17 protein-coding genes are annotated in these 16,507 nt (G+C 42.7%); 9 read left to right on the top strand and 8 right to left on the bottom strand.

Going from position 1 to position 16,507, the window contains the following annotated elements; all coding sequences use genetic code 11:
• Positions 1-147: 147 nt before the first annotated feature.
• Positions 148-3,288, top strand: coding sequence for a bifunctional proline dehydrogenase/L-glutamate gamma-semialdehyde dehydrogenase PutA (gene putA, locus ACYQ28_RS13030; protein WP_460050432.1), 3,141 nt, complete (start codon positions 148-150; stop codon positions 3,286-3,288).
• A 199-nt stretch (positions 3,289-3,487) separates the two neighbouring features.
• Here putA and ACYQ28_RS13025 read toward each other — a convergent pair whose 3' ends face one another.
• The gene (locus ACYQ28_RS13025) at positions 3,488-3,751 is read right to left on the bottom strand and encodes a hypothetical protein (protein ID WP_460164717.1); all 264 of its coding nucleotides are present in this window, start codon (positions 3,749-3,751) and stop codon (positions 3,488-3,490) included.
• A 177-nt stretch (positions 3,752-3,928) separates the two neighbouring features.
• Positions 3,929-4,225 carry a hypothetical protein gene (locus ACYQ28_RS13020; RefSeq protein WP_460050428.1) on the bottom strand — a complete coding sequence of 99 codons (297 nt, stop codon included), beginning with the start codon at positions 4,223-4,225 and terminating at the stop codon, positions 3,929-3,931.
• Positions 4,226-4,348: 123 nt separating this feature from the next.
• Here ACYQ28_RS13020 and ACYQ28_RS13015 point away from each other — a divergent pair, with 123 nt between their 5' ends.
• Positions 4,349-4,735, top strand: a complete 387-nt coding sequence (locus tag ACYQ28_RS13015; RefSeq protein WP_460050426.1) for an MmcQ/YjbR family DNA-binding protein — start codon at positions 4,349-4,351, stop codon at positions 4,733-4,735.
• A 21-nt stretch (positions 4,736-4,756) separates the two neighbouring features.
• Positions 4,757-5,248, top strand: a complete 492-nt coding sequence (locus ACYQ28_RS13010; RefSeq protein WP_460050424.1) for an N-acetyltransferase family protein — start codon at positions 4,757-4,759, stop codon at positions 5,246-5,248.
• Positions 5,249-5,421: 173 nt separating this feature from the next.
• Here ACYQ28_RS13010 and dxs read toward each other — a convergent pair whose 3' ends face one another.
• The 3 genes from dxs to ACYQ28_RS12995 all read right to left on the bottom strand — a co-directional run bounded on the left by dxs (position 5,422) and on the right by ACYQ28_RS12995 (position 8,629).
• Entirely contained in the window at positions 5,422-7,365 is a 1,944-nt protein-coding gene (dxs, locus tag ACYQ28_RS13005) for a 1-deoxy-D-xylulose-5-phosphate synthase (RefSeq protein WP_460050422.1), read from the bottom strand.
• Positions 7,366-7,447: 82 nt separating this feature from the next.
• Positions 7,448-8,332, bottom strand: a complete 885-nt coding sequence (locus ACYQ28_RS13000; protein ID WP_460050420.1) for a polyprenyl synthetase family protein — start codon at positions 8,330-8,332, stop codon at positions 7,448-7,450.
• Positions 8,333-8,374: 42 nt separating this feature from the next.
• Positions 8,375-8,629, bottom strand: coding sequence for an exodeoxyribonuclease VII small subunit (locus tag ACYQ28_RS12995; protein ID WP_460050418.1), 255 nt, complete (start codon positions 8,627-8,629; stop codon positions 8,375-8,377).
• Between the two features lie 233 nt (positions 8,630-8,862).
• Here ACYQ28_RS12995 and pomA point away from each other — a divergent pair, with 233 nt between their 5' ends.
• From pomA to ACYQ28_RS12965, 6 genes are all read left to right on the top strand, one after another.
• The gene (gene pomA / locus ACYQ28_RS12990; protein ID WP_460050416.1) at positions 8,863-9,624 is read left to right on the top strand and encodes a flagellar motor protein PomA; all 762 of its coding nucleotides are present in this window, start codon (positions 8,863-8,865) and stop codon (positions 9,622-9,624) included.
• Positions 9,625-9,636: 12 nt separating this feature from the next.
• Positions 9,637-10,632 carry a flagellar motor protein MotB gene (locus ACYQ28_RS12985; RefSeq protein ID WP_460050414.1) on the top strand — a complete coding sequence of 332 codons (996 nt, stop codon included), beginning with the start codon at positions 9,637-9,639 and terminating at the stop codon, positions 10,630-10,632.
• 13 nt (positions 10,633-10,645) lie between these two features.
• Positions 10,646-11,203 (top strand): PilZ domain-containing protein, encoded by a 558-nt coding sequence (locus ACYQ28_RS12980; protein ID WP_460050412.1) that lies wholly within the window; start codon positions 10,646-10,648, stop codon positions 11,201-11,203.
• A gap of 1,175 nt (positions 11,204-12,378) precedes the next feature.
• Complete coding sequence (locus ACYQ28_RS12975) at positions 12,379-12,948, top strand: HNH endonuclease (RefSeq protein ID WP_460050408.1); 570 nt, start codon at positions 12,379-12,381, stop codon at positions 12,946-12,948.
• A gap of 91 nt (positions 12,949-13,039) precedes the next feature.
• Positions 13,040-13,870, top strand: a complete 831-nt coding sequence (locus ACYQ28_RS12970) for a TatD family hydrolase (protein WP_460050406.1) — start codon at positions 13,040-13,042, stop codon at positions 13,868-13,870.
• Positions 13,871-13,872: 2 nt separating this feature from the next.
• Positions 13,873-14,313 carry a SufE family protein gene (locus ACYQ28_RS12965; RefSeq protein ID WP_460050404.1) on the top strand — a complete coding sequence of 147 codons (441 nt, stop codon included), beginning with the start codon at positions 13,873-13,875 and terminating at the stop codon, positions 14,311-14,313.
• Between the two features lie 5 nt (positions 14,314-14,318).
• Here the strand turns inward: ACYQ28_RS12965 and tcdA are convergent, their stop codons facing one another.
• The 3 genes from tcdA to ACYQ28_RS12950 form a co-directional block, all read right to left on the bottom strand.
• Positions 14,319-15,134, bottom strand: coding sequence for a tRNA cyclic N6-threonylcarbamoyladenosine(37) synthase TcdA (tcdA, locus tag ACYQ28_RS12960; RefSeq protein ID WP_460164716.1), 816 nt, complete (start codon positions 15,132-15,134; stop codon positions 14,319-14,321).
• A gap of 101 nt (positions 15,135-15,235) precedes the next feature.
• Positions 15,236-15,937 carry a hypothetical protein gene (locus ACYQ28_RS12955; RefSeq protein WP_460050400.1) on the bottom strand — a complete coding sequence of 234 codons (702 nt, stop codon included), beginning with the start codon at positions 15,935-15,937 and terminating at the stop codon, positions 15,236-15,238.
• Positions 15,938-15,949: 12 nt separating this feature from the next.
• Positions 15,950-16,468 carry a hypothetical protein gene (locus ACYQ28_RS12950; RefSeq protein WP_460050398.1) on the bottom strand — a complete coding sequence of 173 codons (519 nt, stop codon included), beginning with the start codon at positions 16,466-16,468 and terminating at the stop codon, positions 15,950-15,952.
• Between the last annotated feature and the right edge of the window lie 39 nt (positions 16,469-16,507).

The raw sequence follows: 16,507 nt of genomic DNA, 5'->3' as shown, positions 1-16,507 counted from the left end.
GATATTGAAGAATAGAATTCCTAAAGCTTGAGAGTTTAATTCGTTCGCCGATCTCTAATTTGGACGATATATTTTGCAAAAAATGACCTGTGACATGTCTCCGGTCATTCGTTGTAGCGTTAATCCATGAACTCCGTGAGACCTTTCATGACCAGTTTCTCTACTCCATTAAACAACGTTCTCCCCAAAACGATAGAAGATCAAAAATATTTAGACGAAAGCGTCGCTGTTGATAATTTATTGTCGGAAGTGAAATTAACAAAAGAGCAGTGTGAAAAAATTTGTGACCAAGCTGTCGCAATTGTTGACCTAGCCCGACAAAAGAAACCGCCTTTGTTAGACAGCTTTCTTAAGGAATACAGCTTAGCAGACAGCGAAGGTGTGGCGTTGATGTGTTTGGCCGAAGCGCTGTTGCGTATTCCAGACAGCTACACGCGTGATCAGCTGCTCAGTGACAAGCTTGATGATCGTAACTGGCACGCGCACATTGCCAAATCAGAATCTTTTTGGGTGAATGCCTCGTCTTGGGGTTTATTGCTCACTGGGCAATTGGTAAAAGGGCGCAAGGTCGATGCCTCCAAAATTACCAAGTTGGTTGCGCGTTTAGGTTTGCCAATGGTTCGCGCGGCTATGAATTCTGCCTTGGATTTAATGGCAGAAACCTTCGTTTTAGGAGAAACGCTACCAAAAGCGATTTCACGTGGAAAAAAGCAACCCGCGCATCAACGGTTGTTTTCGTTTGACATGTTGGGTGAGGCAGCGCGAACCGAAAAAGACGCCCAGCATTATTATCAAGAGTATTTAAACGCAATTAATACATTGTGTGGTTTAGCCAGCGAATCAGAAACCCATAAAAACTCCGGTGTTTCTATTAAACTCTCGGCGCTGTATAGCCGCTACGAAACCAGTCACGCAGAGCAAGCCTGCGCCGATTTAACACGCAAAATGCTAGCGCTGTGTGAAGTTGCCGCCAAAGGTAATATTCCCATTGCTATCGATGCGGAAGAAGCCGATCGGCTTGAAATGAGTTTATTAATTTTTGAAAGATTGGCGACCGCTGAATCCTTAAAAGGTTGGAATGGTTTAGGGCTGGTTGTGCAAGCCTATGGTAAGCGAGCTCCCGCGGTTATTGATTGGTTAATTGAGTTAGCAAAACAGCAGGGCAGACACATTCCAATTCGCTTGGTTAAAGGCGCCTATTGGGATTCTGAAGTTAAAAACGCTCAACAAAAAGGCGTTACCGATTTCCCGGTTTATACGCGTAAATCCAATACCGATGTTTCTTATCTTGCCTGTGCAACAAAAATGTTGGCGGCACGCGATTATTTGTATTGCCAGTTTGCCACGCACAATGCGCATACTATTGCCGCGGTTATAGAGCTTGCGGGAACCAATCACAAAAATATCGAGCTACAACGTTTGCACGGCATGGGTGATTCCGTTTACGGCAGCGCGTTTAAATTATCCGAAACCATTCCGCCGGTTCGTATTTATGCACCGGTGGGTGGTCATCGAGATTTATTAGCTTATTTAGTAAGACGCCTGGTAGAAAACGGCGCGAACAGTTCCTTTATTAACCACCTTTTAGATCACCGAATTACGCCGGAACAATTGGTGGTTGATCCGGTAGAAAAAGTCAGACGTCGTGATGTGCATTCGCACCCGAATATTTTAAAACCACAACAAATTTTTGGTGAGAGAAAAAATTCCGTGAGTATCGATCTAACCAGCATTAGCGTCCGCAATGAATTTAAAGAAGCCTTTGAGAACAAAAAAGCCGAACGTTATACGGTCACACCGTTAATTGCAGGTATTGATGATTTTTCACAACAAGCTTCACATCCGCTAGATAATCCGGCCAATCATCAAGATGAATTAGGACAAGTTTATTTGGCGTCTTTAACACAGGTTGATAACGCTTTCGAACAAGCGAAAAAACATCAACCGTATTGGGATTTAATGGGTGGTGATAAACGCGGGGTTGTTTTAGAGAAAGTTGCTGATCTACTCGAAGAAAATCTTATGTCATTAATGGTTTTATTAACGAGAGAAGCCGGTAAAACACTTGAAGATGCATTAGACGAAGTTCGCGAAGCCGTAGATTTTTGCCGTTATTATGGCGCCCAAGCCAGAGCAGAATTTAGCGATGCCGAGCAGTTGCCTAACGGCGGTAAACTCGCCGGTGAGCAAAACCAAATCAGTCTTCACGGCCGTGGTGTTTTTGTGTGTATCAGCCCGTGGAACTTTCCTTTGGCGATTTTTGTTGGTCAAGTTGCTGCTGCATTAGCGGCAGGTAATAGCGTGATCGCTAAACCGGCACCGCAAACGCCTTTAATTGCTTACGAAGCCATTCAATTAATGTATCAAGCCGGAGTACCTAAAGAGATTTTAGCGTTTATTCCGGGTGGCCCCGACGTCGGCGAATATCTTGTAAAACATTCCGATGTTGGTGGTGTTGCCTTTACCGGCAGCTCGCACACGGCGCGAAAAATAAACCTTAATTTGGCCAATCGTACCGGCGCCATTGTGCCGTTAATTGCAGAAACTGGTGGCCAAAACGTAATGTTTGTCGATAGCTCCTCTTTGTTGGAACAAGTTTGCGACGATGTTATTCGCTCCGCGTTTGCTAGCGCTGGTCAACGCTGTTCTGCATTACGTGTGCTTTATGTGCAGGAAGATATTTTTGATGAAACGCTATCGTTAATAAAAGGTGCGATGGATCAACTCATTATTGATAATCCCGCAAACAGTAAAACCGATGTCGGCCCCATTATCGATAAAACCGCACTTGAAAAAATTCAGAATCATATTGCAGAATTTAAAACTAAAGCGGTTACTCACTACACATCTGGCGAATACGATGAAGCCGTTTACAATAACGGTACCTTTATTACTCCGCATTTATTTGTGATTAATTCCATCAGCGAATTAAGTGATGAATGTTTTGGCCCCGTGTTACACGTTATAAAATATTCCGCTAAAAAATTGCCCGAAACCATTCAGCAAGCATTTTCAACCGGATTTGGTTTAACACTTGGTATTCAAACCCGTTTAGAAAGCCGTTGGCGAGAAATCTTTGCTCAGGCTCCCGTTGGTAATACCTACGTAAATCGTAACATGGTGGGCGCTGTGGTTGGTTTACAGCCTTTTGGCGGACAAGGACTATCAGGAACAGGATTTAAAGCCGGTGGCCCGCGTTATTTATATCGCTTTGCCACGGAAAAAACATTAACCATTAATACCATGGCCATGGGTGGAAATACCGAATTGCTTAATCTTTCTGATTAATTTTTAGAAGCAATATCGGGTAATTTAAGAATTGCATTAATAAGGTATATCTGATTAGATGGTTGGTCAGATATACCTTAATATTTTGACCTAAAACCTTCTGCAATTTCAGCCATATCTAGCATAAAATTTAGATCTCTTGCTCGCTCTTGAGCTTGCTTTTTAACCATTATTTTTATGTTCTTTTTCATAGGTCCTCTCAATTTGACACAATAGTTTCTTTGAACATTTGAATGTCATTGATGGTTGAAAAATAACCCGTGTCGTCATCTGTAAATTCCAGTTCTGATAAACTTTCTAACAGGACTTCAAGAGAGAAGTTGAATTCTTTTAAGCAAGAAATTAACGAATATAAATAGTTTTTGCTGCTTTCGGGTTTGAAATAATATTCGGTAGCCGTTGTATTATTGTTATAAATATTGATGACTAAATAGCTGCTGTCTTGGTCGTCAAATATTTTCAAATGACAATTTGTATCGTCTACATACGTATCTTTTACATTGACAATAAACTCCATCCATTGATAGAGATTGCATATATCTTTACGATTAATAACCTTCATTATATGTACTCAACTTAAAATGTTAGTTAAGACTTGATTAAATATAATACTGCGTATAATGCTATGAGCATTATTGTCTTACTCTTGCTGCTTGTTACACACAACCTTTTCTTCGCCCAAGTTATAAATATTGTTAACGCCAACGTAAATTCCCGAAATTAACGCGGTGGTTGGGTAGATGATGGGTGTTAGTAAAAGTCCTTCTATCGAGTAGTAGCTGTTGGTTTCTTTGGCGACGTCGATCACTCTTAGGGTTTTGCGATCGCTGGAGATTTCGCATTTGGCAACGTGCTCCGAGTCGCTGGTGGGTACTACTACGCAACCGTGTAGTGTGGCTAACACTAAAGTTGATAAGATTGTTGTTAGTTTTCGCATTATTGTTCTCATATATACGGTATGTTGGTCTTTTTAACGGAGCCAGCAAGAGTTTATGATTAAATCTTAAGCCAATTTTGGTTTGTAAGTTATCTTACTTGTAAATTTGAATGAGTAATACCGGTGAATTACGAAGAAGTGAAACACTATGCGCTGACTAAACCAGAGACGAGTTTAGATTTTCCGTTTCAGCGTGATATTCCATTGTTTAAAGTCTACACAAAAATGTTTGCGTTGGTGTCGTGGCACAATGAGGTGGCTTGGCTGAATTTAAAATGCGATCCCGACCAAGCGTTGGCGTTACGGGATATTTTTAAGTCGGTGATTCCTGCCTACCACATGAATAAAACCCATTGGAATACGGTAATTTTAGATGGCAGTGTTCCGCGTGGCGAAATCGAACGTATGATCGATCACAGTTATGCCATGGTGGTGCGTGGTATGACGCGTAAAATGCGCACCAATTTAGAAATTCGTTATGGCGAGCCAGCAATTTATTGTGGCCAATAATTGATGTAATTCGGGTGCATAATGATCAGAGAAGCCACTGCAAACGATGCGCAATACATTGCCGATATCTACAATTATTATGTAGAAGAAACCTACATTACCTTTGAAGAGATACCCGTCACTGAGCTGGACATTCGTTCGCGAATGGCGTCGGTACAACAACAGTCTTTGCCTTGGCTGGTTGCTGTTGAAGATTCTGAAGTAGTGGGATATGCCTATGCCACACAATGGAAAGAGCGATCTGCGTATCGGTATTCGTTAGAGTGTACGGTTTATCTTAAAAATGGTTGTGATGGTAAAGGATTAGGAACACAGTTGTATAAGGCGTTATTGGCGGCTCTAAAAGCACGGGGCACTCATTGCGTAATTGCGGTTATCAGTTTACCTAACGCTAAAAGCGTTGCCTTGCACGAAAAAATCGGCATGGAAAAAGTTGCGCATTTTAAAGAGGTCGGTTTTAAATTTAATCAGTATATTGATGTGGGTTTTTGGCAGCTTATTTTAAGAGATTAGGATTTTGTTTTAAGAGATTAGGATTTTGATGAGGGAATGATAATTTTTATCTCTGATTTCCGTTTCTTAGATAGCCAGTTTTTAGATATCAGTTTTTAGGTGCTAGTTTTAAAAAATTTATTCTCTGATTAAGTCATGGTTTATTAATCAGAGAATAAATTTTTGTAGGTGATTTAAACGGCAGTTGGAGCACTTGCTGCATTAGCAGAATTTTTTCGCTGATTTAATTTCTTTAAACGTGCTTCAATATTTTGCGTTAATTTTTCGATACTTAAACCCGCTTCGTTAAGCAGTTGATCACGTTTGCCGTGATCTTGGAAATAATCTGGCAGGCCGCAATTCAATACGTTCACGTCAAAACATTCCTGTTGGCAATATTCGTTAACCGCAGAACCAGCGCCACCAGCAATGGTGTTGTCTTCAATGGTTACCAACAACTCGTGGTTTTGCACCAACGAGGCAATAAGTGCTTCGTCGATAGGCTTAACCCAACGCATATCGCAAACGGTTGCGTTGAGTTTTTCTGCAACGGCGAGAGCGCGATCTAACAGCGGCCCAAAGTTTAAAATAGCGATTTTATTGCCAGATCTTACAACAACACCTTTACCAATTTCTGGGGTGGGTTGGAGTTGATCTAACGCAGCACCAGTGCCTGTCCCGCGTGGGTAACGAACCGCGGATGGGCCTGCAAATTCAAAACAGGCTTTTAGTAGCTGTTGGCATTCAAACTCGTCGCTGGGTGCGGCGATAATCATGTTAGGAATGCAGCGCAAGAAGCTGATATCAAAACTACCGGCGTGGGTTGGGCCGTCTTCGCCAACCAAACCCGCGCGATCGATAGCGAAGGTAACATCAAGATTTTGCAAGGCAACATCGTGCACGAGCTGATCGTAGGCGCGCTGTAAAAACGTGGAGTAGATGGCAACGACCGGTTTGTAGCCTTCACAGGCAAGACCCGCGGCAAAGGTTACGGAGTGTTGCTCGGCAATGGCTACGTCGTGGAATCGCTCTGGGAATCGCTCGGCAAATTCCACCATACCAGAGCCTTCACACATGGCTGGAGTAATTGCCACGAGTTTTTCGTTTTGCTCGGCGGCTTGGCACAGCCAGTAACCAAAAACGTCTTGGTATTTGAGCTTTTTCGGCTTGTTGTCTACCTGTACCGGTGCGACCGAGGTTTTGGGTTCGATCTTATTTAACGCGTGGTATCCAACCGGATCTTGTTCGGCTGGAGCGAAGCCTTTGCCCTTTTTGGTGATAATGTGCAAAAGCTTGGGGCCTTTGAGCTTACGCAGCGCGTCTAGGTCGTGAATCAGCCGTGGTAAGTCGTGACCATCAATTGGGCCTATGTAATAAAAACCCAGCTCTTCAAAGAGGGTTCCCGGAGAAACCATGCCTTTAACGTGCTCTTCAGTCTTGCGAGCAAGCTCCCACGCTTGTGGAATTTTTGATAAAACTTTTTTGCTACCTTCACGAAAATCGGTGTAAAGCTTACTGGCCCAAATTTTCGAGAAATAGGTCGCAAGTCCGCCGACGTTGGGAGAAATAGACATGTTGTTATCGTTTAACACAACCAACATGTCGGAATTTAAGTGCGCAATATGATTTAACGCCTCAAACGCCATACCTGCGGTCATCGCGCCATCACCAATCACAGCAACCATTTTGCGGCGTTGATCTTCGGGTTCATTTTGTGCGGCCACGGCCATGCCAAGGGCAGCGCTTAACGATGTACTGGAATGACCCACGCCAAAGGTGTCGTATTCGCTCTCGGAGCGTTTAGGGAAACCCGCTAAACCGTCAAGCTGACGCATGGTATGCATGGATTCGCGGCGCTCGGTGAGGATTTTATGCGGGTAGGTTTGATGACCCACATCCCACACAAGTCGGTCGTCTGGCGTGTTGTACACGTAGTGAAGGGCGATGGTTAACTCGACTACGCCGAGACCGGCACCAAAGTGTCCACCGGTTTTACCAACGGTGTACAGGAGAAATTCGCGCAACTGCTCTGCAAGTATCGGTAGTTCGCTCTCATCGAGTTGACGTAAGTCTTCGGGAGAGTTGATTCGATCAAGCAGTGGCGTTTGCGGGCGATGCAGCGGTATTTCTGTGAGCATAACGGCGTAATTTTCTTCACGGCAATAGGTTATTGTACCGAGCAAAACAAATACAAACTACTGTGACGTGCTGAATCGGTAATTAGTTACTTCGGTTGACAATATAACCTGAAAGGTTGCGCAGGTGATCGGCGCGGTAATCAAAGCTGCTAAGGCTATTCAATGCTTGATTATGGAGTTCTTTAGCAAACGATTGCGCAGCTTCAAGTCCTAGCAAGCTTACAAATGTTGGTTTATTCAACGCGGCGTCGGCACCCTTAGGTTTGCCTAACACGCTGGTCTCGGTTGTTACGTCTAAAACATCATCTTGGACTTGAAAGGCCAGTCCCACGGTTTGTGCGTAACGGCTGAGGTTTGCAAGCTGTTCATCATTTGCGCCAGCAACTATTGCGCCCATTCTCACGGCAGCGCTAATTAAGGCTCCGGTTTTGCACAAGTGCATTCGCTCCAGCTGTGGCTGAGTAAGAGTGCGATTGGTGGCGGTCAGATCAATGGCTTGGCCGATAACCATCCCCGATGCTCCGGAGGCATTGGCAAGTTCTTGCACTAAACGTACTTTTAATTCTGGGGCAATATCGAGCTCTGGGCTGGTGAGAATCTCAAAGGCGCGAGTTTGTAGGGCATCGCCCGCCAAAATGGCAATGGCTTCACCAAAGGCAATATGACAGCTGGGTTTACCGCGACGCAGATCATCATCGTCCATGGATGGCAGATCATCGTGTATCAAACTGTAAGCGTGAACACATTCTAGTGACGCTGAGATTGCATCTAATGCGTCTTCGTTATCGAAACCGAACGCTTCTGCGGACGCATAGGTAAGTACGGCACGCACGCGCTTGCCGCCGCCACAGGCGCTGTAGCGCATGGCAGAGATGAGTTGCGTGTCATCTTGAGTGGTTGCTGGCAACCAAATATCCAGGGCTCGTTCAACGCGAGCGCGACTGGTTTTTAAAAACTGCTGAAACAACGATGCGTGCCTTTAGACGGGTAAATTCGAATGACGGGAAGGTTAGTAAGAATCGTCGGAGTCGTCGAGTTCGTCGAAATCTTCTAATTTGAGCTGTCCTTGTTCGGCAACAAGTTTTTGCACTTTTTGCTCGGCTTCGGTCAAGCGTTGCTGGCAATCGCGAGTGAGCCTAATGCCACTTTCGAAAGCTTTTAACGATTCATCAAGGCTTAAATCACCAGATTCAAGCTGTTCTATGATGTTTTCTAATTCGCTTAATGCCGATTCAAAGTCAGGATACTTTTTGCGTGCCGCCATGAAACAGGTTCCTCTCTTCAATGGCCTGAACCCTAACCGACACCGCGTTATTGGTCAATTGGTGGCGCTTATTTTTAAGATTTCTGAACAAAACTTTCATCGTTAAAACGGCTATCTTCAAAATTCTTATCCTACCTATCGAATTTCTTCTTGGAATTAATGATTCTTCGATTTCTGCCGATGCCACATGCACAGAGTTACGTTTATCGACCTGCATTTATAAGGAGCTGCTTGTGGATCTAGCCACGATTGTTGGGTTATTGGGCGCCATGGGTTTGATCGTTGTCACCATGCTGATGAGTGGCTCGTTATCCATGTTCATTAATATTCCGTCGCTAGTGATTGTTGTTGGCGGAAGTATTTTTGCGGTAATGGCTAAGTTTGGTTTGGGGCAATTTTTAGGCGCTATGAAGGTAGCGGGTAAAAGTTTTTCTAACAAAATTGATGATCCCTCAGCGCTTATCGATGAAATTGTTGAACTTGCAGACGCTGCCCGTAAAGGCGGATTACTTTCGCTTGAAGGCAAGGAAGTTAGCAGTAATTTTTTACAAAGAGGGATTCAGTTACTGGTGGATGGCCACGATCCTGACGTAGTTCGTACCTTACTTTCTAAAGATCGAACACTTGCCGAAGAGCGTCACGCGGTAGGTTCGAAGATTTTCACTGCGATGACCGGTGTAGCGCCTGCGATGGGGATGATTGGCACCTTAATTGGACTGGTGGCGATGTTGGCTAACATGTCTGACCCAAAGTCCATCGGTCCGGCGATGGCGGTGGCATTGTTAACAACGCTCTACGGTGCAGTATTGGCTAACGGTTTAACCGAGCCTATCTCAGATAAGTTAGCCCTGCGCGCTGCCGAGGAGGCGATGGTTAAAAACCTCGTCATCGATGCTTTGCTGGCTATACAGGCCGGACAGAATCCTCGGGTCATCGATACCATGCTTAGAACCTATCTTCCTGAAAGTAAACGCGACTCTGGCAAGGATGAGTAGCGGAGATCAGTCATGAGTGATGAAGAAGAGCACAAATGCGACTGTCCAGCCGGTTTGCCGGCTTGGATGGGTACTTTTGCCGATTTGATGTCTTTGCTGATGTGCTTTTTCGTTTTGCTGCTATCGTTTTCGGAGATGGACGCGCAAAAATTTAAGCGTTTAGCGGGTTCTTTGGCGCAAGCTTTTGGTGTGCAAAATCGCCTTGATGTTACAGATCCACCAAAAGGTACCAGCATTATTGCCCAAGAGTTCAGCCCCGGTATTCCAGAGCCAACGCCGTTAAATGTGATCTATCAAAACACCAGCGATTTCACAGAAATGAGTTTAGAAGTGGAATGCCAGGCTGAGTACGATATAGAACAGGGTGAAATTAATCAGGATTCCGGCATAAAAACACGCATCAAGCAGGAGCTCGAAAAGCTGGTTGAAGAGGCGGTTGGTAAAGCTCAAAAAGAAGCCACAGATCTCGCAAGATCTCTGCAAAAGCAGATTATTCAAGGTGAAGTCGAAATTGAAACCCAAGGTAGGAATATCATTATTCGGATTCGCGAGAAAGGTGCGTTTCGTTCGGGATCTGCCGATTTGGCCGAAGAGTACTTCGATGTAATCAGCGAAATTCAAGAAGTCTTGCGCGACACTGAAGGTACGATATCTGTTGAAGGTCACACCGATAATATTCCCATAAAAACCAGCAGATTCAGATCGAATTTCGAATTGTCTTCTTCTCGGGCGGTATCGGTGGCTATGGAATTGATGAAAGGTGATGTTTTAAGTCGCAATCGGTTTGAAGTTAAGGGTTTTGCCGATACTAAACCCCTAACAACCAATGAAAGCGAAGTAGGGCGTGCGCGCAATCGTCGTGTAGAAATTGTTGTTCGCCAAGATATTGCCGATGGACTTTCTGAAGAAGACAAACAAATCTTAAAACAAGACGGTGGCGATATTTTACGTGAGCTCGATCTCGATCCAGACTATATATTTGACCTAAAACCCGACGAAATTTTTTAAGGGAGTTTATGTGATGTCCGAAGATCGCCGTCGTTATTTCCGCATTGATGATCAAATAGGTGTTTCCTACAAAATTATCAGTGAAAATGATTTATCGGGCGAGTTAAAACCGCTACGGGTTGCCGATAATTTTGGTGCGCTCAGAAAACTGAACAAAGAAATTGCCACAACACTGCAAGAAGTTAAATTGAAAGATCCTCTTGTGGGTAATGTGTTAGAAGCACTTGATAAGAAAATAAACGTTGTTATTAACCAACTAGAAATGGATAACTTATTGGTACAACGCATTGCGCATCATGTTCATGAAGTTAATATCAGTGCTTGTGGAATGGGTTTTTATATTGACGAAGCTTTAGCGGAAGCCACATTGTTGAGTTTAGATCTTATTTTAATTCCCGATAATATAAACATTGGCAGTTTTGGTAGAGTGATTTCCTGTGAATCTGTAGAAGATAAGAAATATTATGTAAGGCTTGAGTTTTTTGGCATGAGCTCTGTTGATCAGGAATTGTTAATTCAGCACATTGTACGACGGCAAGGTTATTTAATTCGTTCAAATCTTAATAGTTAATAATCTCTTTTTACCTTTTATAGCATTGAAACTTCTGACCAAATTTTTTGTAATTTAATCAGAGGACAAACATTAAACTTGCGGTTGCTAATTTTTTCACAATCTCAATCATTAGCTGTTATTGATGTGGCGATAGAGTTTTGTGTTACTGGAAATTCTAATTGAATTAAAGTTTTTTATTACAATTGACGAGGTATTTGACAAGGTATTGCAGAATCGCGCAAACATCGGGTTCTACCGAGATCTGCAATGTTGATGCAGGTTTTTTGTGAGGTAATTTAAAGCCAAAATTAATGGCTGAATAAAAAATTTGATCAACTTAAATTGATTAAATTAAAAGAGATCGCTAAAACAGACCATTAAAACAACTGAATAAAAACGTTAAACGGCTGCGTGCAGCCTTCACGCCAACGAATAATGTCATCAAGTCGCAATTGTGAGCGGTTGTAAGTTCACTTGTTTTAGCGGATGGCTTTTATAGTCGTGACAATCGTATACCCGAGACAATCGGCAGCCACCCATAACCTCACTACTTGAAGATTCCTGTTGGTGTTGTTCATTCCATCGATGTTGCTCACATTGACGTTGCTCACATTGATATTCCTCAATAGTATCGTTCAAATTCAAATGTTGAATTTATGTTCATGAAGACATTATTTAATGTCATATCAATGCCACATATTTTGGATAAGTTGTGTCCATGGTGGTGGTAAATTCTTCAATTTTAAGTATTTTTAACCATTGCTGAGCGCTTATTAAGCGAGTATAACGTTACTAAATGAATGTTGTTTGTGCAGTTGGCGCACAAATTGATGACACATTATCGAGTATAGGGTACCGACACGCCTGATTTGCGTTTCATGCAGTCACCTCTATGGCGTAGCCAATGTTTTTCGGATTGAACGCTTTTTTTCGCAATACCCTGCTTGTTTGTTAACGACCGTAGCTAAGTATCATGGAAGGAATGCCGTCTTCATAGTTTTAAAGATATTTGTTAAGACAGTCTTACAGTATTTCGCGGGTGCCGTCGTAAGAGATTGGGTTACTCGTTCATTTCTTACCGCCTGTTCTTCGGCGATACCGAGCTGTCCCTCAGCTGGGTTATGTTTTTCTCTCACTTTAAAACATCGTGATTTTCGATTCCATGTTGATGCTTTCTTTGGCAGAGGATTGTTATGGAACCCCGTATCCTAAGATTAAACTCAACAGGGCAACCCATTGAATGGCTTCATTGGAAGCAGGCTGCCTGTTTGTACTCTCGTGATTTAGTATGCTGGTCTATGGGTGGCGTGGTTCGTACCGTTTACGGTGGTCATTCACGGTTTTCCGGTATGCAATCGTTTATGGAGCTACCGGCCATCATTGCTTGCAACGGTAAGCGCGTCAATCGATCCCATGTGGTTCCACCACTTACCAATCGAGCGCTATTTTCGAGAGATAATTATCAGTGCATGTATTGCGGCAATCACTTTAGACTTGAAGAGCTGTCGCGAGATCATATTGTGCCGGTGAGTCGTGGTGGTGCCGATAGCTGGACTAACGTCGTGGCAGCTTGCAAGCGCTGCAACCAACGCAAAAGTAATCATTTACTGTCTGAAATCTCCATGGAATTACTGGCGCTACCGTTTCGACCAAACACGGCAGAATATCTTGCTTTGACCAACAGTGATCGTATCCGCGGTGATCAAATGGAGTTTCTGAGCGCTCAGTTCTCGAAAAATTCTCGAATACGTATTTCATCTTGAGGTGTTTGAAAATACCTGTCGATACTAATCTTTAGCAAAAGCAGAGAATCCGAGTATCGACAGGCTTCCGTGTTTTCGCCACAATTCGGCGATGACACAAGACCTCGCCTCTTTAATAGCAGTTGCTCAAAGCCTTAATCTCAAAGGCGTCATCGACACGCATGTACATCTCGACGACTTAGCCGATGAAACCCAAGAATCGATGGCTGAACTCGCGTCTAAAGCTTTCCAACGTGGAATCGGTAAGTTAGTAATTCCCGGTTTGTATCCCGAGCAGTGGTGTCGCATCAGCGATTTTACTAAAAGTGATCAACGGATTTATTTTGCCGTGGGGGTGCACCCTTGGTGGGTTAATCCAGACACTGCTTTTTCTGTTGAAGATTTAACGCAAGCGCTTGCTGATTTTGCAATACGTGAAGATTGTATTGCCATCGGCGAAACGGGTTTAGATAAATTAAAAAAAGACACCTTTGAAGCCCAGAGATCGAGTTTTATTGCTCATTTAGAACTAGCTCAAGCGTTTACTAAGCCTGCGATTATTCACTGTGTGCGAGCGCACGATGAAATGCAACGGGTTTTAAAATCCTATAAAAATGGCTTAGCAGGCGTTATTCACGGTTTTTCCGGTAGCTTAGAGGTGGCCAGACATTACTGGGCAAAAGGACTGCACTTAGGCATTGGTGGTACCATTACCTACGAACGTGCCAACAAAACTCGCGAAGCTGTGGCAAGATTACCCATAGAATCTTTGGTTCTTGAAACCGATGCTCCGGCAATGCCGGTGTGTGGATTTCAAGGGCAGGCTAATCGACCGGAACAGATTGCTTTAATTGCGCTTAAATTAGCGGAATTAAGAAATGAACCAGTGGATTATATTTTGGAAAAAACCACAGAAAATGCCCAACGGCTTTTTAATTTTTAATCATGATTGCGAAAGACAATACACACATTATTTGCAAAATCCCTGATGTGGATTTAATTGAATTAAAAAATCAAAAAAACTGGCAACGTAAATACAAATCAATTATTGACTTAAGTAAAAAACTGCCCTCTGACGAAGTTATTAAGCAAGATCAATATTTAGTGGCGGGTTGCGAAGCAAAAACTTGGCTGCATTTGCAATTAGTAAATCCTGAAATAATAGAAGTGACTTTCGACAGTGAGTCTGCTGTGGTAAAAGGGTTATGTTGTGTTGTTCTTGCGCCAATCAACGATAAAAAAATCAGTGAAATTGACGATTTTAATTTGCACGATTATATGCATGAATTGCAACTTGAAAAACACCTTAGTCCTTCACGCGTAAATGGTTTACTTTCTTTTTGGGTGAAGTTAACGGATTTTGTAAGTAGTGTACGTTCAACTTAAAGGGTTTAGTTCTCAATTTTTGAAGATTGTGAATCGACCTTTTTAAAATGCTTTTCCAAAATTCGACTTGCGGCGATAAATCCAAAGGTTCCAGTGACCATGGTTGCAGAGCCGAACCCGCCACTGCAATTTAATTGATTTCCGTCGCGCTCTGACGAAAACGTATGGCTAACTTCGCCATTTGGCAATGGGTAAACCATCTGCTCGGTAGAGTAAATCGCTTCTATGGAGAAATTACGTTTGGTATTTTTACTAAAATTATAAAGCCTGCGTAATTGATTGCGCGTTTTAGCCAGTAACGGATCGTTGGTGGTTTTTGCCAAATCAATACTCGTTACCAAGCGAGGATCGCGTTTACCGCCAGCAGAACCAACGGTAACCATCGGGATTTTTTGGCGTTTGCAATAGGCAATCACAGCAGCCTTTGTTGTGGCCGAATCAATCGCATCTACTACGCCAGAAATAGACGATTCAATAATCTGCGGTATATTATCTAGGTCGATAAAATCTTCGATAAGATTGACGTTAATTTCAGGATTTATTAATCGCAGACGCTCTGCCATTGCATGCACTTTACCCTGACCGATGGTGTTACTCAGTGCGTGAATTTGGCGATTAATATTGGTTACACAAACGTCATCCAGATCAACCAAGGAAAGATTGCCGACACCGGTTCTCGCAAGAGCTTCGGCAACCCAAGTGCCAACACCGCCTATACCGATAATCAAAAAATGAGCGTCTCTAAGCGAATGGTAGTTAGCTTGGCCGTATAAGCGACCAATACCCGAATAACGCTGCTGATAACCGTCGGCTTCCATCATGTTCTTAAACGCATCATAAGTTGAAATCAATCGCCTAAGTTTATCACCCTCGTTAGGTGATAGCCGATAGCATTACCAGAAAAAGTTGGTTTGATTAGATTTTATTCGGTGGGTACGAGGTTTGAAAACTCATCGGGAGTAACAATAGACACATCTAATGCGTTAAGAACAACCGATATTTTCAGCATGTACGGGAAGATTTTATGTTCCGCTTCGGCGTAGTAACCGGCAACGTGCAGACCAACAGCTTCAAACTTATCGTTATACCAAATAGCACCGCTATCACCAGGATAACAAAACGCAGATGCACGGTCTTCGGCACTCATTGGACCAAGCAACACGCCGTTGTATATCATCTTCTCGTTGGACAATAACGGAAACTCAAGCTGCTCGTGTAAATTCGTCACTCGCGCGAAATTTAAATTACCCTGAGAGCCAATACCAAACATAGTTAATGGATCGCCAAGGTTTGCATTACTAATACCAATGAACAGTTTATCTGCCCTAAAACCGAGCTTATTAATATCACTGACATCTTCAAAAACAGCAAAAGCCGCATCAATAGATTGCGAAAAACCATCGCGCGCATATTTAACTGGAGCTGTTATCGATCTTGAATAATTTGAAATTGTTAGCTCTGTATCTGTTGGGATATTAGTATCAGTACAATACCGCTTGTGTTGATGCAAACAATAAATCACACCTAGTTTAGACGAGCGGTTATCCCTCACCAACATTCCAACACTGCCGGAATTACGGTGAGAGTTAACTAAATTAATACGGAGGTAGGTTGGTAAAATCAAAGGGCGCTCGGCTTATTGTTTGGTCCAGCCGCCGCCCGTACCTCCAACTGGATCCTCAGTGCCGCCATGTAGATCAGTAGTGTCGTTTGCATTATGTTCATGAAGAAAGAACGTAACTTTCTTCATTTTTGAACGTGTATTATGCCCGCAATTACATTGAGATATAATTTCTAGTTTGAAAGGGTTTGATTCATTATATTCAGTATTAGTTGGTATTTTTAAGTTCTCAACGCACAAAAAAACAAAATGTTCACTGATTTTAGATACCGAAAATTTAGAGTTGGATATATCAAATCTGAAGTGATTTTTTAATTGTTTTCTAGACCCGTTTTCTTCAGAGCGAATTTTTCGAGTTAAATTTACTGACAATAATTTCTCCTTTTTATCGTCAAATTTAATTGTGAGAATATCACCGTTGTCAGGCCAAGTAGAATCTTTGTCGTTATGTTTTCTTAATTTCACTTCTGAATTACTTATAACAATTTTAATATTGTTAAAAAAGTTAATTAGATCTTCTTTTGTCTTTATCATTAATTTTCTCCTAGCGATTAATCTATTTGTTTTTGAATT

It is taken from the genome of Sessilibacter sp. MAH1, assembly GCF_054658315.1.
This window is presented reverse-complemented; position numbering and strand designations above follow the sequence as displayed.

Excerpts from the sequence above, each read along its gene's own strand:
- putA (WP_460050432.1), top strand. The coding sequence starts at position 148 with ATGACCAGTTTCTCTACTCCATTAAACAACGTTCTCCCCAAAACGATA.
- ACYQ28_RS13020 (WP_460050428.1), bottom strand. The coding sequence starts at position 4,225 with ATGCGAAAACTAACAACAATCTTATCAACTTTAGTGTTAGCCACACTA.
- ACYQ28_RS13010 (WP_460050424.1), top strand. The coding sequence starts at position 4,757 with ATGATCAGAGAAGCCACTGCAAACGATGCGCAATACATTGCCGATATC.
- dxs (WP_460050422.1), bottom strand. The coding sequence starts at position 7,365 with ATGCTCACAGAAATACCGCTGCATCGCCCGCAAACGCCACTGCTTGAT.
- ACYQ28_RS12995 (WP_460050418.1), bottom strand. The coding sequence starts at position 8,629 with ATGGCGGCACGCAAAAAGTATCCTGACTTTGAATCGGCATTAAGCGAA.
- ACYQ28_RS12985 (WP_460050414.1), top strand. The coding sequence starts at position 9,637 with ATGAGTGATGAAGAAGAGCACAAATGCGACTGTCCAGCCGGTTTGCCG.
- ACYQ28_RS12980 (WP_460050412.1), top strand. The coding sequence starts at position 10,646 with ATGTCCGAAGATCGCCGTCGTTATTTCCGCATTGATGATCAAATAGGT.
- ACYQ28_RS12975 (WP_460050408.1), top strand. The coding sequence starts at position 12,379 with ATGGAACCCCGTATCCTAAGATTAAACTCAACAGGGCAACCCATTGAA.
- ACYQ28_RS12970 (WP_460050406.1), top strand. The coding sequence starts at position 13,040 with ATGACACAAGACCTCGCCTCTTTAATAGCAGTTGCTCAAAGCCTTAAT.
- ACYQ28_RS12965 (WP_460050404.1), top strand. The coding sequence starts at position 13,873 with ATGATTGCGAAAGACAATACACACATTATTTGCAAAATCCCTGATGTG.
- tcdA (WP_460164716.1), bottom strand. The coding sequence starts at position 15,134 with ATGATGGAAGCCGACGGTTATCAGCAGCGTTATTCGGGTATTGGTCGC.
- ACYQ28_RS12950 (WP_460050398.1), bottom strand. The coding sequence starts at position 16,468 with ATGATAAAGACAAAAGAAGATCTAATTAACTTTTTTAACAATATTAAA.